Raw genomic sequence first — 13987 nt, forward strand, 5'->3', positions numbered from 1 at the left:
CATGCTGAAGCTGCATGAAAAATCCGGGGACGACACCGTGGCGCTGATGGCCGATATCGGGCGGCGCGCCCGCGCTGCCGCCCGACCGCTGGCCATCGCCACCGCCGCCGCCAAGAACGCCGCGCTTGTCGCCATGGCCGACGCGATCATTTCTCGCGAGCGGGACATTCTCGACGCCAACGCCATCGATGTTTCGAATGGCCACGAATCCGGGCTTTCCGGCTCTTTCATGGATCGGCTGAAGCTCGATCCGGCACGCATTCGCGCCATGGCGGACGGTATTCGCGAAATCGCTGCCCTGCCCGATCCAGTCGGTGATGTCATCGCCGCGTGGGAGCGGCCGAACGGTCTGCACATAGAGCGCGTGCGTACGCCGCTCGGTGTCGTCGGCGTCATCTATGAAAGCCGACCGAACGTGACGGCGGATGCCGGCGCTCTCTGCCTCAAGGCCGGCAATCCGGTGATCCTGCGCGGCGGCTCGGATTCTCTGAACTCGTCGGCGGTGATCCACGCCTGCCTGGTCGACGGCTTGAAGGCGGCCGGCCTGCCGCAGGACGCCATCCAGCTGGTGCCGACCACCGACCGCGCCGCGGTCGGCGAGATGCTCAAGGGGCTTGGCGGCAATCTGGACGTCATCATCCCGCGCGGCGGCAAAAGCCTGGTCGGGCGGGTGCAGAGCGAGGCGCGGGTGCCGGTCTTCGCCCATCTCGAAGGCATCTGCCATCTTTATATCGACCGCTCCGCCGAGCTCGACATGGCGGTGCGGATCGCCGTCAACGCCAAGATGCGGCGCACCGGCGTCTGCGGTGCCGCCGAAACGCTGCTGGTCGACCGTGCGGTCGCCGCCACCCATCTGGTGCCGATCCTCGACGCGCTGCGCGCCGCCGGCTGCGAGATCCATGCCGATCAAGAAGTGATGAAAATGTTCTTCGACGCCAAGCCGGCGACCGACGCCGACTGGGTGACCGAATATCTCGACGCGATCATCGCGGTGAAGCTGGTCGACGGGATCGCTGGTGCGATCGATCACATCGAAACCTTCTCCTCGCATCATACCGAGGCGATCGTCGCCGAGGACGCGAAGGCGGTCGAACGGTTCTTCAACGAGATCGATTCGGCGATCCTGCTGCACAACGCCTCGACGCAGTTCGCCGATGGCGGCGAGTTCGGCATGGGCGCCGAGATCGGCATCGCCACCGGCAAGATGCACGCGCGTGGGCCGGTCGGCGTCGAGCAGTTGACCTCGTTCAAATATCGCGTGCGCGGGTCGGGACAGGTGAGGCCTTGAAGCTTTTGATCGCCAGAGCCTGAAGCGATGCTGGCCTCTTCCGAACCGGCGACACCCTCCAGCTATCTGAAGATGCCGCATGCCGAGAAGGGGCTGGCCGTCGGACTGTTCGGCGGTTCGTTCAACCCGCCGCATGCCGGCCACGCGCTGGTCGCCGAAATCGCTTTGCGGCGTCTGGCGCTGGACCAGCTTTGGTGGATGGTGACCCCAGGCAATCCGCTGAAGAGCACGCGCGAACTGGCGCCGCTGGGCGAGCGCATCGCGCTTTCCGAGAAGATCGCCAAGAACCCGAAGATCAAGGTCACCGCCTTCGAGGCGGCACACAATGTGCGCTACACCGCCGACACGCTGGCGCTGGTCAAGGCACGCAATCCCGGCGTCGACTTCGTCTGGATCATGGGCGCCGATTCCCTGCGGGATTTCCATCGCTGGCAGCGCTGGCGCGAGATCGTCATGACCTTTCCGATCGCGGTCATCGACCGACCCGGCGCGACACTGTCCTTTCTATCGTCGGTTGTCGCCAAGACCTTCGATTACGCCCGCATCGACGAAGGCGACGCGCCAAGGCTTGCGCGGATGAAGGCGCCGGCCTGGACCTTCATCCACGGTCCGCGTTCCTTGCTGTCGTCGAGCGCGATCCGGAAGATGGCGAAGGGTTGAGCGTCGTCCGTCCGGCCATGTCGTTTTTACAGCGGCGTCCGCCTGACCCATGGGCGATGCTGACCAGCCATGGCGATTCACAAGAAAACCCATCCCACGATCGATCCCGACCAGGGCAGCACGCCTGCGCCGCTGATCGCGATTGCCAGTGTCATCGTGTCGATGGCGCTGATTGCCATCGGCAACGGGCTGATGTTCGCCTATATCCCCGTCCGGCTCGGCGTCGAAGGGTTCGATCCGGTCTGGGCAGGGCTGATCGTCACCGGCCTGTCGGCCGGCGGCCTCGCCGGCTGTATCCTGACCGGTCCGCTGGTGCGCCGGGTCGGCCACGCCCGCGCCTTCATGGTGCTGTCGGCGCTGATCGCGCTGTCCAATGCCGCCATCGGCGCCGGACCGCACCCGCTGCTGTGGATCGTGGCGCGCGCGCTTTACGGCTTTGCCATATGCGGCCTGTTCATCGTCGCGCAAAGCTGGCTCAACGACGCGCTGCCGAACGCCGTACGGGGCCGGGTGATGGCCGTGTTCTACGTCGCCTACATTGCCGGTCTTGGGGTCGGCTATGCGACGCTTGCCGTGATCGACATCCACACGGCGGCCGCGTCACTGATCGGCATCGCCTTTACCGCTCTGTCGATCCTGCCCGTCGGCATGACACGCCTTGCCCAGCCGCCGGCGCCGCAGGCGGCTTCGGTGGCGCTGCGCCAAGCCTGGCGGATTTCGCCGGTCGGCGTCGCCGGCATGCTGGCGGTCGGCGGCCTGTCGATGATCATTTCCGGCTTCGCGCCCATCCACGCCACGGCCAAGGGCTACAGCCAAGCCGATGTCGCGCTGCTGCTGTCGGCAATGCCGGTCGGCACGCTGATCCTGCAGATACCGCTCGGCTGGCTCTCCGACCGTACTGATCGGCGCTACGTGCTTGCCGGCGCCGCGGCGCTGGCGGTCGTTGCCAGCGTGCTCGCCATCGCCTTCGACGGCGGTGCGCTGATGGTGCTGGTGGTGATCTATCTGATCTGGGACGGGGCGGCGGAATCGATCTACGCGCTCTCCAGCGCGCATGCCGCCGACCGCGCCAGGAAGGATGAACTGCTGGCGCTGTCGAGCTCGATGCTGTTTGCCTGGTCGCTCGCCGGCTTCATTGTGCCGGGCATTGTCACGGCGCTTTCCGCCGTCTTCGGCACGGCAACCTTCATCTACGTCGGCATCGTCATCGCCTCGGTATTCTGCCTTTTCGTGCTGTGGCGGGTGATCGCGGCGGGCCGCGTTCCGGCGGCCGCCACGGGCAGTTTCGCGCCGATGTCGGCGCAAGCGCCCTTGCCGGTCGAACTCGCCTTCGCGCCGGACGAAGTGGTCCGCCACAGGGGCGACTGATTACTGTTTGCGGGCCTCGGGTGGCGGTGCCTCCGGAGGCGGCTGCGGGATCGAGATGCCCTCGCTGTCGAAGGCCTGCTTGGCGCGTTTCGTCATGTCGATCTGGGTGGCGAAATGGTCCGCCGCCGCGGTCCAGTAGCGCAAGGTGAGCGAAACGGTCGTATCGCCAAGCCCGGCCACGAACGCGATCGGCGCCGGTTCGCGGCGGATGCGCTTCTCGGCACCGGCAATGGCAAGCAATGTCTTTTGGGCGCCGTCTATGTCGTTCCAGGAGCCGATGCTGAGCGTGATGTCGGTGCGGCGCACGCCGTTGCGGGTGAAATTGCGCACCGGCTGATTCCACAGCGTCGAATTCGGCGCCAATATGTAGATGCCGTCGGCGGTCCTGAGCTTGGTGGCGAAAAGGCCGATTTCCTCGACCGAACCGGCAATGGAACCGACCTCAACGGACTCGCCAATGCGGAATGGCCGCAGCGCCAAGAGCATGATGCCGGCGGCGATGTTCTGCAGCGTGCCTTGCAGGGCGAGACCGATGGCGAGGCCGATGGCGCCGATCGCGGCGATGATCGATGCAGTCTGCACGCCGAACTGGCCGAGCACCATGATGACGACGAGGATCAGAATGGCGTAGCGCCCGATCTTTGAAAAGAAATGCCGCAGCGTCGCGTCGAAACCATGGATATGGCCGAGGCCAGCCGAGATCGTGCGCTCGGCAAGGTTGGCAACGATGTAGCCGACCACCAGGAGGATGACGGCGCCGATGGCGGAAAAGGAATAGGAGACGATCAGCGTACTCAGCTGCGCGAGGCCGGTCTGGACGGTGAGAAGGGTGTTTTGCGGGTCGATCGGCATGGCGGGATTCCGGTTGGTCGGTCAGCCGGTAACCGCTGTGGAAAGCCTGGGTTCCGATGTTTTTGCGTCACCCGTGGAACAACATTCCACTCGGCGAGTTCGCGTCCATCGGGGCTCCGTCTTGAAACTGCAACGGAACTCTGCCTATCTAAGTGGTGTCACCTGCTTCAAGGGGTGATTTGGTTGTTCTTGCTGCGAAAGGAAATACACTGAGAACAGCATTGCGGAAGAAGGCCGACATAGTGCCTTCGCCGGCCAGGATCAGCGTAGACGACGCCGTGTCCCGTGCCATCAAGACAGTCCTTGCCAGTCTGGAAGACTCCAAGGCCGAAAACATTGTCTCAATCGACATTCAGGGGAAATCGAGCCTCGGCGACTACATGGTCGTTGCGTCGGGCCGATCGCACCGTCATGTCGCGGCTGTCGCCGACCATCTCCTTAAGGCGCTCAAGGATGCCGGCCTCGGCACCGCGCGCGTCGAGGGACTGTCAGGCGCCGACTGGGTCCTGATCGATTCTGGCGATATCATCGTCCATGTCTTCCGTCCCGAAGTCCGCGAATTCTACAATCTCGAAAAGATGTGGCAGGCGCCGGATCTCGAGGAAGAGACCCTCCACTAAGCCCTTCGCGGGGCTTATAGAGGCGAGGATGAAGATTTCAGTTCATGCCGTGGGCCGAATGAAAGCCGGCCCCGAGCGGGAGTTGGCCGACCGCTATTTCGAGCGGTTCGCCAAGAGCGGACCCGGCGTGGGGCTCGAATTCGCCGGAATCACCGAGATCGTCGAGGGCCGCGCGCAGAGCGCCGCCGAGCGCCAGCGCGACGAAGGTTCGCGGCTGCAGGCACAGCTGCAGCCAGGCACGGCCCTCATCCTGCTCGACGAGCGAGGCAAGAGCCTGTCTTCACAGGATTTCGCCGGCCGTCTGGGACAGTTGCGCGACGGCGGACGCAAGGCGCTGGTCCTCGCCATTGGTGGCGCCGACGGCCACGATCCGTCGCTGCGCGGCCAGGCCGAGCTGGTGATGTCGTTCGGGGCGCTCACCTGGCCGCATCAGCTGGTGCGGGTGATGCTGGGTGAACAACTCTACAGGGTGGCGACGATCCTGTCGGGTCATCCCTACCACAGGTCCTGAAAGCCGCCGGATCGCACCGAATTTGGCCCCAAATGCCGCGCAAGATTCGACGTGGGCCTGTTTTTCCGTTGCATTGCGTTATTGCGAACCCTTTGGGCGACAGGCGCTAACATGGTTGATGATTCGTTAACGAAGGCGCGGATAGAATCGATCGCGAATGTCTGAAGGCTGGAAATCGACGACGGGCCCATCGACGGGGGGCTCCTGGCGCGTGCGCTGCGGTATCGCCGCGGCGGCGGTGCTTCTGTCGCTGCATGCTGTGCGGGCCGAAAACACGCTCGACATGGCACCCGATCCGGACCAGAGCCGTGCCGAATACGAGCAGGTTTCGAAGGAAATAACGCTGTCGTCGGAACGGCTGGCCAAGCTCGCAGCCGATATCGCCGCGGTCAAGAAGGACCACGCCTCGATCACCGCGGCACTCATCCAGTCGGCGATGACCGAGCAGAAGCTCGGCCAGGACATCGAGGACATCGGCGCCAAGCTGGAAGGGCTGAAGGGCCAGCAACAGAAGATCCGTACTTCGCTGGCGGCGCGGCGCGATGTGCTGGCCGAAGTGCTGGGCGCCCTGCAGCGCATGGGGCTCAACCCGCCGCCGGCGATCCTGGTCAAGCCGGAAGATGCGCTGTCGTCGGTGCGCAGCGCCATCCTGCTCGGCGCCGTGGTGCCTGAATTGCGCCAGCAGACCGACAGCCTGCTGGCCGATCTCAAGGAGCAGACCCGGGTGACGGCTTCGATCGAGGCCGAACGGGCGCGGCTGACGGCGGCGGTCGGCGATCAGACGGCGGAGAAGAAGCGGCTCGGCATGCTGCTCGAAGCCAAGCAGAAGCTCGAAACCGACACGAAGGCGCAGATGGCGGCCGAACAGCAGCGTTCCGAGCAATTGGCTGCCAAAGCCAGCAGCCTGAAGGATCTGATCGCCTCGCTCGAAGCGCAGGCGGACAAGAACCGCAAGGCCGCGGATGCCGCAAAGGCAGCCGCCGCTGGCCAGGCCGGCGGCACCGAGCCCGGTGGCGACCAGACGGCATCGCTGCCGGTTCCCGAAGGCAACAGGTTGACCGCCGCGGCGCCTTTCTCGGCACTGCAAGGACAGGTCGCCCTGCCGGTCACCGGCCGCATCAAACTCAGGTTTGGCGCCGACGACGGTAACGGCGCCTTGATGCTTGGGGACATGGTTGCGACACAATCGGGAGCCATCGTTACCGCGCCGGCGGATGGGAATGTGCTTTATGCGGGGCCGTTTCGCTCCTACGGTCAACTCTTGATCCTCAATGCCGGCGACGGTTATCATGTCGTCTTGGCTGGGATGAGCAGAATCAGCGTCGCGACTGGCCAGTCGGTGCTTGCAGGAGAGCCGGTCGGCGCGATGGGAGAAGCCCGGGTGGCAAGCACCTCGGTTTCGAAGAATGGAAATGCCACGCCGGAGCTCTATGTCGAGTTCCGCAAGGATGGAAAACCCGTCGATCCGGCCCCATGGTGGGCGGACCGTTTTTCTGGAAGGACGTGAAATGATGCGGAAACTGTCGCTTCTGTTTGCCGGTGCGCTGATGGGCGCGTCCGCCATGAGCCTTGTCTATGGCGCACCCGGCTCGGCGGCGAACGCTGCGGGGTCGGAGACTTACAAGCAACTGGCGATCTTCGGCGACATCTTCGAGCGGGTGCGGGCGCAGTATGTGACCCCGCCCGACGACAAGTCGCTGGTCGAGAACGCCATTAACGGCATGCTTTCCTCGCTCGACCCGCACTCCTCCTACATGAACGCCGAACAGGCGCAGGACATGCGCGTGCAGACCAAGGGCGAGTTCGGCGGCCTCGGCATCGAGGTCACCATGGAGAACGACCTGGTCAAGGTGATCACGCCGATCGACGACACGCCGGCCGCCAAGGCTGGTGTGCTGGCCGGCGACTATATCGCCAAGATCGACGGCGAGGAGGTTCGCGGCCTGACGCTCAACGACGCGGTCGACAAGATGCGCGGCCTGGTCAACACGCCGATCAAGCTGACCATCCTGCGCCAGGGCGCCGACAAGCCGATCGAGCTGACGGTGGTGCGCGACATCATCAAGGTCAAGGCGGTCAAGTTCCGGGTCGAGAACGATATCGGCTACATGAAGATCACCTCCTTTACCGAGAAGACCTATGACGACCTCGAGAACGCCATCGAGACCATCAAGAAGCAGGTGCCGGACGACAAGCTGAAGGGCTATGTGCTCGACCTGCGCCTCAATCCGGGCGGCCTGCTCGACCAGGCGGTGAGCGTGTCGGACGCCTTCCTCAAGCGCGGCGAGATCGTCTCGACGCGCGGACGCGATCCAAAGGACGTCACCCGCTTCGACGCCAAGCCGAAGCAGACCGACGACATCAACGGCAAGCCGATGATCGTGCTCGTCAATGGCGGCTCGGCCAGCGCTTCGGAAATCGTCGCCGGCGCGCTGCAGGACCTGCGCCGCGTCACGGTGGTCGGCACGCAGTCCTTCGGCAAGGGCTCGGTCCAGACCATCATCCCGCTCGGCGAGAATGGCGCGCTCAGGCTGACGACGGCGCTCTATTACACGCCATCGGGCAAATCGATCCAGGGCAAGGGCATCACGCCCGACATCAAGGTCGACCAGCCCCTGCCGCCCGAACTGCAGGGCAGGGACCTGACGCGCGGCGAATCCGATCTCAAGGGCCATATCAAGGGCGCCGACGAGAGCAAGACCGGCTCGGGCTCCGCGGCCTATGTGCCACCGGATCCGAAGGACGACCTGCAGCTCATCTATGCCGAGCAGCTGCTGCGCGGCCAGAAGACCGATCCGGCCTTCCCGCCCAATCCGGAAAAGGCCGTGCTCAACCAGTAAGGCAACCGGTCTGGCCGGTTGAACGAAGCAATGCGATGCTGCCGGGACCGAAAGGTTCCGGCAGTTTGATTCGGGGGGCAGGACCAGGCCTCCAGATATGGCGCCCAGGCGCCAGGATTGATGAATTCGTGCATGTGTTGCCGAAGGAGGTCGCCTTCGGAACCGTGCATCGGGGACAGGGCTTGGCTGATATCGGCAAGGACATCGAACGCCCGCTTGGACAGGCCGTCCGGGCGCCTCGCGGCGCCGGCAAGATCAGCGTCGGTGTGATCGCGGCGAGCGCGATCGTGCTTGCCGTGGTCGGCGTCTCGGCCGTGATCGCGTTCAGGGAAAAGCCGTTTCGAAAGCCGCAGGAAGTCGCCGTCTCGACGCCGAAAGTGACCGCGGCGGCCGAGCCCGCCGCGTCGCCTCCCGCATTGGCCCCGGCGGCGACGCCAAAGGTGGAGATGCCAGCCAAGACGGGCGGTCCGCAGATCATTCATGTGCAGACCGAAGAAGGCGATGGCCCGCCAAAGGCGGCAATCGTCATTCGCGATCCATCGACCGTCGGCCAGAACCTCAAGATCGCGCATATTCCCGACAAGGCGCTGATCGAAACCAGTGAAACCGGGCCCTTGCCGATGCGCTCCGCCGACGGAAGGCGACCGTTCGACGTCTATGCGCGGCCATGGTCCGGCACGCGTGGCGCGCGTGTGGCGATCATCATCGGCGGGCTCGCGGTTTCACAGACTGGCACCCAGGCGGCGATCGCCAAGCTGCCGGCGGAAGTGACGCTGGCCTTCGCGCCACAGGGCAACAGCATCGGCCGCTGGATGCAGGCTGCAAGGCAGAGCGGCCACGAGGTCGTCATGCAGGTGCCGCTCGAGCCGTTCGACTATCCCAAGGTCAACCCCGGCCGCAACACGCTGACGGTGGCGGCGAGCGCGGAAGAAAACCTGAAGAACCTGCACTGGGCGCTGTCGCGGACGACGAACTATACCGGTGTCATGAACTATATGGGCGCGCGGTTTTCCGCCGACTCCGCGGCGATGGAGCCGTTCATGGCCGAACTTGGCAAAAGGGGCCTCGCCTATATCGACGACGGCTCGTCGGCGCGCAGCTTGGCTCCGGACATGGCGCTGAGGAATGGCGTCCCTTTCGTCGCCGGCGACACGGCGATCGATGCGGTGCAGGATCGCGGCGCCATCCTGAAGAAGCTCGACAGCCTCGAAGCGACCGCGCGTGCCAAAGGCACGGCCGTCGGCATCGGCTCGGCTTTCGACCTGACGGTCGACACGGTCTCGTCATGGGTGGCCGAGGCCAAGAAGCGCGGCATCGAGATCGTGCCGATTTCAGCGGTGGCCGTCGATCCGCAAAAGGGTTAGCCAAGGCCTTCGGAAAGGCGACTGGAGAGACTGAGTGATGCCGCAGACGAAAAAAGTCGACCGCGAAACGCTGCCCTACCGACCCTGTGTCGGCCTGATGATCCTCAATGGCGAGGGGCTGGTCTGGGTCGGGCATCGCATTGCCGAACCCGACAGCGAGTTCGCCGGCACGACGCAGCTCTGGCAGATGCCGCAAGGCGGCATCGACAAGGGCGAGGAGCCGTTGCAGGCCGCCGAGCGCGAGCTCTACGAGGAGACCGGCATGCGCAGCGTCTCGCTGTTGGCAGAAGCGCCGGACTGGATCAACTATGACCTGCCGGACCACCTGGTCGGTATCGCCTTCAAGGGGCGGTATCGCGGCCAGACGCAGAAATGGTACGCCTTCCGCTTCCATGGCGATGCCAGCGAGATCCAGATCAATCCGCCGCCGGGCGGCCACACAGCCGAATTCGACAAATGGTCATGGCGGCCGATGCAAGACCTGCCCGACCTGATCGTGCCGTTCAAGCGCAAGGTCTATGAAGAGGTGGTGGGAGCGTTCCGTCACCTTGTGCCATAGCTGGACGGGCTCCGGCCGCGGTTCAAACGCCCGCGGTTGCCGCGCCGGTTCGACCGCCTTATTGATTTGATGTCTGTCCGTCACAAGAAGGGCCGCCATGTACGACGCCCCCAAAAGATCACTGCCCGAGGAAGCCGACGCCCCGAGCGAGGCTGCTGCCGGGGCCATCCTCACCATCGATCTTGGCGCGATCCGTGAAAACTACCGGCGACTGAAGGCGCGGCTGGGCGGCGTGCGCTGCGCGGGCGTGGTCAAGGCCGACGGCTACGGTCTGGGTGCGAGCCAAGTGGCATCGACGCTGATGAAAGAAGGCTGCGACATCTTCTTCGTCGCTCTGCTGGCCGAAGGAATCGCGCTCCGCAAGGCGATCGGGGCAGGACCCGAGATCTATGTGCTGAACGGTCTGCCGCCAGGCTCCGAGGGGGAAGCGGTCGCGTATGGTCTCTGCGCGGTCATCAACAGTGGCGCACAGTTGAGAGCCTGGCGCGCGGCGGCACATCGCGTTGGCCAAAGACTTCCGGCCGCGATCCAGGTCGACAGCGGCATGTCGCGACTTGGCATGGCGCCGCCCGAAGTCGAGGCCATGGCCGGCGACACCGCCGCGTTCGATGGCATCGCCATCAGGTATGTAGTGAGCCACCTGGCCTGCGCCGACGAGCCGCACCATCCCGCCAACGAACAGCAGCGGCGGGCCTTCGAGCGGTTGCGTGCCATGCTGCCCGGGGCACCCGCCTCGCTCGCCAATTCCTCCGGCATCTTTCTGGGACCGTCCTACCATTATGATCTCGCCCGCCCTGGCGCCGCGCTCTATGGCATCAATCCGACGCCTGCCGAACCCAACCCGATGCTGCCCGTGGTGCGGCTGCAGGCCAAGGTGGCGCAGACGCGCAGCGTCGAAAAGGGCACCGGCATCGGCTATGGCCACACCTACCATGCGGAAGGGCCGCTCAGCCTGGCGACGATCTCGTTCGGCTACGCGGATGGCTGGCTGCGCCGGTCCGCGTCGGCCGCCTGGTTCGAGGGCGCGCGCCTGCCCTTCCTCGGACGCGTGTCGATGGATTCGATCATTCTCGACATCTCGGCCTTGCCGCCCGGCAGGCTCCGCGAAGGGGATCTCGTCGAACTGCTCGGCCCTTCACAGAGCGTCGACGATGCCGCCGGCCATGCCGGCACCATCGGCTACGAAATCCTGGCCAGCTTCGGAACGCGGTTTCACCGGCGCTATGTCGGCGGCTGAGCGGTTTGGCCGCGCTTGACAAGCGGACGCCTGTCGGCAAGGTTCGGCGCATGAGCAACCTCGCTTATAGCACAACCTTGTTCAGGGTCTGCCCGATCGCGGGATCGTAGCCCCGGCGCGGCCGCCTTCCGGCGTCCGTCCGTACCGGGGCATCCATACATCCACAATCGCCATCGAGCCGAACAGCCCTTCGCGGCTGCCGGCCTTTCATCACGCCGCCGCCAGTGCGGCGGCAGGCGCGCATCCGTTCGATGCGCCGATCCCATGAGGTTTGCCATGCAACATGCAAAAGAACTGCGTCCAAACAGCCATATTCTGATCAGCGAAGCCGACCATGACAGGCTGACCGGCCTGGCGAGGGCGTTGCTCGATCGCGCGCCCGAGACGGCCGAGGAGCTGCTTTCGGAAATGGACCGGGCCGTCGTCACGAACGCGGCGGCGATGCCGGCCGGTGTGGTGCGAATGGGTTCGACGGTTATGGTGCGTGGCGAAAGCGGGGACATCCAGCGCATCATGCTGGTCTACCCGGGCGAGGCCGACATAGCCAAGAATCGGATCTCGGTGCTGACGCCGATGGGAACCGCGCTCATCGGCGCGAGCGTTGGGCAGGCGGTTTGCTGGAACGGTCGTGGTGGTCGGGAACTGTCCGTGACCGTCGAAGCCGTCGATACGCCGGCTTCCGGCCCGCAACGAACTTGATGGCGGAGGCGGTGATGACGAGCACGAATTGCTGCCTGACGACGAAGGACTTTGCCGTTCTCGAAGTCATGCTGGAGCGCCGGCGGGCATTCGCGGATCCGATCGTGCGCATGCTCGAACACAAGCTTTCATGCGCCGATGTCGTGCCGATCGATTCGGTCGGCCCCGACATCGTCACGCTGAACAGCAGGGTGGTGTTCGGCGTCGATACCGGTCCCGCGGAGACGCGAACCCTGGTGCAGCACGAGGTGCGCGGGCCGGTCGGCTCCAGCCTGTCGGTCGCAACGAGGCGCGGGCTCTGCATGCTTGGCATGGCGCAAGGCCAGACTGCAATGGTCGAACACGCCGACGGCCGGCGGGAGTCGATCCTGATCCGGGCCGTGCTTTACCAGCCGGAGGCTGCCCGGCGCACGGTCAGGCAGAAACACCAGGCTGACGCGCAGCGACCGCACGGGCTCAGGCTTGTCTACAGTGCCGCAGCCGATTGGAGGCCTCTTGGCGAGACGGCCGGAATGCGGCAGACAGACGACGACGACCCCGGTCCCTCGGCGGCGTGAATGGGCAACAGCGCGTGGTCTCGAAGATCGGCATCGATTTTCGCTCGGGATCATGCGCAAATCGAAAAATACGGCTGCGTCCATGGGCGTCCTGAGGACGCTCGGCGGCAAGGAGTGAATGATGAAAATCATGGTGCTGGGCAGTGGCGTGATCGGGGTGACCACGGCCTATTATCTCGCCGAGGCCGGCCACGAGGTGACCGTGATCGACCGCCAGAAAGGGCCGGGGCTGGAAACCAGCTTTGCCAATGCCGGCGAGATTTCGCCCGGATATGCCTCGCCTTGGGCCGGCCCCGGCATCCCGCTCAAGGCGATCAAGTGGCTCTTGATGAAGCATGGTCCGCTGGTGGTGCGGCCAGCCTTCGATCCGCACATGTGGACGTGGCTGGTCAAGATGCTGCGCAACTGCACCACCGAGCGCTACGCGATCAACAAATCGCGCATGGTGCCGCTGGCGGAATACAGCCGCGACACGCTGAAGGCGCTGCGCGAGGCGACCGGCATCGCCTATGACGAGCGGATGCAGGGCACGCTGCAGCTGTTCCGGACGCAAAAGCAGCTCGACGGCACCGGAGGCGATGTCGAGGTGCTGAAGAAATATGGCGTGCCCTATGAGGTCCTTGATCCCAACGGCTGCATCGCGGCGGAACCGGCGCTGGCGGGGGTGCGTGAAAAATTCGTCGGCGGCCTGAGACTGCCGGGCGACGAGACCGGCGACTGCAAGATGTTCACCGACAGGCTGGCCGAGCTCTGCGTGGCGCGCGGCGTCAAGTTCGAATACGACACGACGATATGGCGCGTCATCCGCAGCCGCAACCGCGTCAACAATATGAGCACCAGCAAGGGCTGGCTGACCGCCGACGCCTATGTGATGGCGCTGGGCAGCTATTCGGCTGGTTTCATGCGCCGGATGAAGCGACCGATCCCGGTCTATCCGGTCAAGGGCTATTCGATCACGGTGCCGATCAAGGACGCCGCCGCCGCGCCCGTGTCGACCGTGATGGACGAAACCTACAAGGTCGCGATCACCCGGCTCGGCGACCGCATTCGCGTCGGCGGCACGGCCGAGATTTCCGGCTTCGACCTCAGGCTGCATGAATCGCGCCGGCGCACGCTCGAACACTCGGTCGGCGACCTGTTTCCGGGAGCCGGCGCGATGCGCGATGCGACGTTCTGGTGCGGGCTGCGGCCGATGACGCCTGACGGACCGCCGTTGATCGGCCGCACGGAGCTGTCCAACCTCTATCTCAACACCGGCCATGGCACGCTCGGCTGGACCATGGCCTGCGGCTCGGCCAAGGTTCTGGCCGACATCATCTCCAACCGGGTGCCCGATATCGACGTGCGTGCCTTGGCCCAGGAGCGTTACCTGAAATAGCCGCCGCGCGTCTCGCGCTTTGTTCTTTGCTTATGTCGTTGCCCCGGAACCGGG

The 13987-nt window shown here is 65.0% G+C and carries 14 protein-coding genes; 13 read left to right on the forward strand and 1 reads right to left on the reverse strand.

All coding sequences use genetic code 11. The annotated features are described in order from the left end of the window. Position 1: 1 nt before the first annotated feature. From LB555_RS11100 to LB555_RS11110, 3 genes are all read left to right on the forward strand, one after another. Positions 2-1288: a glutamate-5-semialdehyde dehydrogenase gene (locus LB555_RS11100; protein ID WP_224682886.1), complete on the forward strand. Its 1287-nt coding sequence runs from the start codon at positions 2-4 to the stop codon at positions 1286-1288. A gap of 72 nt (positions 1289-1360) precedes the next feature. Beyond that, positions 1361-1948 carry a nicotinate-nucleotide adenylyltransferase gene (locus LB555_RS11105; protein ID WP_041163647.1) on the forward strand — a complete coding sequence of 196 codons (588 nt, stop codon included), beginning with the start codon at positions 1361-1363 and terminating at the stop codon, positions 1946-1948. Positions 1949-2017: 69 nt separating this feature from the next. Further along, entirely contained in the window at positions 2018-3316 is a 1299-nt protein-coding gene (locus tag LB555_RS11110) for an MFS transporter (RefSeq protein ID WP_015315196.1), read from the forward strand. Here LB555_RS11110 and LB555_RS11115 read toward each other — a convergent pair whose 3' ends face one another. Beyond that, the gene (locus LB555_RS11115; protein WP_224682887.1) at positions 3317-4168 is read right to left on the reverse strand and encodes a mechanosensitive ion channel family protein; all 852 of its coding nucleotides are present in this window, start codon (positions 4166-4168) and stop codon (positions 3317-3319) included. A gap of 242 nt (positions 4169-4410) precedes the next feature. Here LB555_RS11115 and rsfS point away from each other — a divergent pair, with 242 nt between their 5' ends. The 10 genes from rsfS (at position 4411) to LB555_RS11165 (ending at position 13933) form a co-directional block, all read left to right on the forward strand. Then, positions 4411-4788 (forward strand): ribosome silencing factor, encoded by a 378-nt coding sequence (gene rsfS / locus LB555_RS11120; protein WP_015315198.1) that lies wholly within the window; start codon positions 4411-4413, stop codon positions 4786-4788. 28 nt (positions 4789-4816) lie between these two features. Next, positions 4817-5299: a 23S rRNA (pseudouridine(1915)-N(3))-methyltransferase RlmH gene (gene rlmH, locus LB555_RS11125; RefSeq protein WP_140616598.1), complete on the forward strand. Its 483-nt coding sequence runs from the start codon at positions 4817-4819 to the stop codon at positions 5297-5299. A gap of 157 nt (positions 5300-5456) precedes the next feature. Continuing rightward, positions 5457-6806 carry a murein hydrolase activator EnvC family protein gene (locus tag LB555_RS11130; protein ID WP_140712529.1) on the forward strand — a complete coding sequence of 450 codons (1350 nt, stop codon included), beginning with the start codon at positions 5457-5459 and terminating at the stop codon, positions 6804-6806. Position 6807: 1 nt separating this feature from the next. Beyond that, positions 6808-8139, forward strand: a complete 1332-nt coding sequence (locus LB555_RS11135; protein ID WP_015315201.1) for a S41 family peptidase — start codon at positions 6808-6810, stop codon at positions 8137-8139. A 182-nt stretch (positions 8140-8321) separates the two neighbouring features. Then, positions 8322-9503 carry a divergent polysaccharide deacetylase family protein gene (locus tag LB555_RS11140; protein ID WP_224682914.1) on the forward strand — a complete coding sequence of 394 codons (1182 nt, stop codon included), beginning with the start codon at positions 8322-8324 and terminating at the stop codon, positions 9501-9503. Between the two features lie 37 nt (positions 9504-9540). Beyond that, positions 9541-10062: an RNA pyrophosphohydrolase gene (locus tag LB555_RS11145; protein WP_140662582.1), complete on the forward strand. Its 522-nt coding sequence runs from the start codon at positions 9541-9543 to the stop codon at positions 10060-10062. A 97-nt stretch (positions 10063-10159) separates the two neighbouring features. Further along, positions 10160-11299, forward strand: a complete 1140-nt coding sequence (alr, locus tag LB555_RS11150; RefSeq protein ID WP_224682888.1) for an alanine racemase — start codon at positions 10160-10162, stop codon at positions 11297-11299. A gap of 276 nt (positions 11300-11575) precedes the next feature. Further along, the gene (gene rnk / locus LB555_RS11155) at positions 11576-11998 is read left to right on the forward strand and encodes a nucleoside diphosphate kinase regulator (RefSeq protein WP_224682889.1); all 423 of its coding nucleotides are present in this window, start codon (positions 11576-11578) and stop codon (positions 11996-11998) included. A 14-nt stretch (positions 11999-12012) separates the two neighbouring features. Then, positions 12013-12555, forward strand: a complete 543-nt coding sequence (locus LB555_RS11160) for a nucleoside-diphosphate kinase (protein ID WP_224682890.1) — start codon at positions 12013-12015, stop codon at positions 12553-12555. Between the two features lie 121 nt (positions 12556-12676). Continuing rightward, on the forward strand, positions 12677-13933 hold the full coding sequence (locus tag LB555_RS11165) for a D-amino acid dehydrogenase (RefSeq protein ID WP_140713257.1): 1257 nt from the start codon (positions 12677-12679) through the stop codon (positions 13931-13933). Positions 13934-13987: the final 54 nt, after the last annotated feature.

Origin of the sequence: Mesorhizobium sp. BR-1-1-10, assembly GCF_020165595.1 — a bacterium.
GTDB lineage: Bacteria > Pseudomonadota > Alphaproteobacteria > Rhizobiales > Rhizobiaceae > Mesorhizobium > Mesorhizobium australicum.

Coding starts and splice junctions, on each gene's coding strand:
- rlmH (WP_140616598.1), top strand. CDS start 4,817: ATGAAGATTTCAGTTCATGCCGTGGGCCGAATGAAAGCCGGCCCCGAG.
- rnk (WP_224682889.1), top strand. CDS start 11,576: ATGCAACATGCAAAAGAACTGCGTCCAAACAGCCATATTCTGATCAGC.
- LB555_RS11135 (WP_015315201.1), top strand. CDS start 6,808: ATGATGCGGAAACTGTCGCTTCTGTTTGCCGGTGCGCTGATGGGCGCG.
- LB555_RS11105 (WP_041163647.1), top strand. CDS start 1,361: ATGCCGCATGCCGAGAAGGGGCTGGCCGTCGGACTGTTCGGCGGTTCG.
- LB555_RS11160 (WP_224682890.1), top strand. CDS start 12,013: ATGACGAGCACGAATTGCTGCCTGACGACGAAGGACTTTGCCGTTCTC.
- alr (WP_224682888.1), top strand. CDS start 10,160: ATGTACGACGCCCCCAAAAGATCACTGCCCGAGGAAGCCGACGCCCCG.
- LB555_RS11165 (WP_140713257.1), top strand. CDS start 12,677: ATGAAAATCATGGTGCTGGGCAGTGGCGTGATCGGGGTGACCACGGCC.
- LB555_RS11110 (WP_015315196.1), top strand. CDS start 2,018: ATGGCGATTCACAAGAAAACCCATCCCACGATCGATCCCGACCAGGGC.
- LB555_RS11130 (WP_140712529.1), top strand. CDS start 5,457: ATGTCTGAAGGCTGGAAATCGACGACGGGCCCATCGACGGGGGGCTCC.
- LB555_RS11145 (WP_140662582.1), top strand. CDS start 9,541: ATGCCGCAGACGAAAAAAGTCGACCGCGAAACGCTGCCCTACCGACCC.
- LB555_RS11115 (WP_224682887.1), bottom strand. CDS start 4,168: ATGCCGATCGACCCGCAAAACACCCTTCTCACCGTCCAGACCGGCCTC.
- LB555_RS11100 (WP_224682886.1), top strand. CDS start 2: ATGCTGAAGCTGCATGAAAAATCCGGGGACGACACCGTGGCGCTGATG.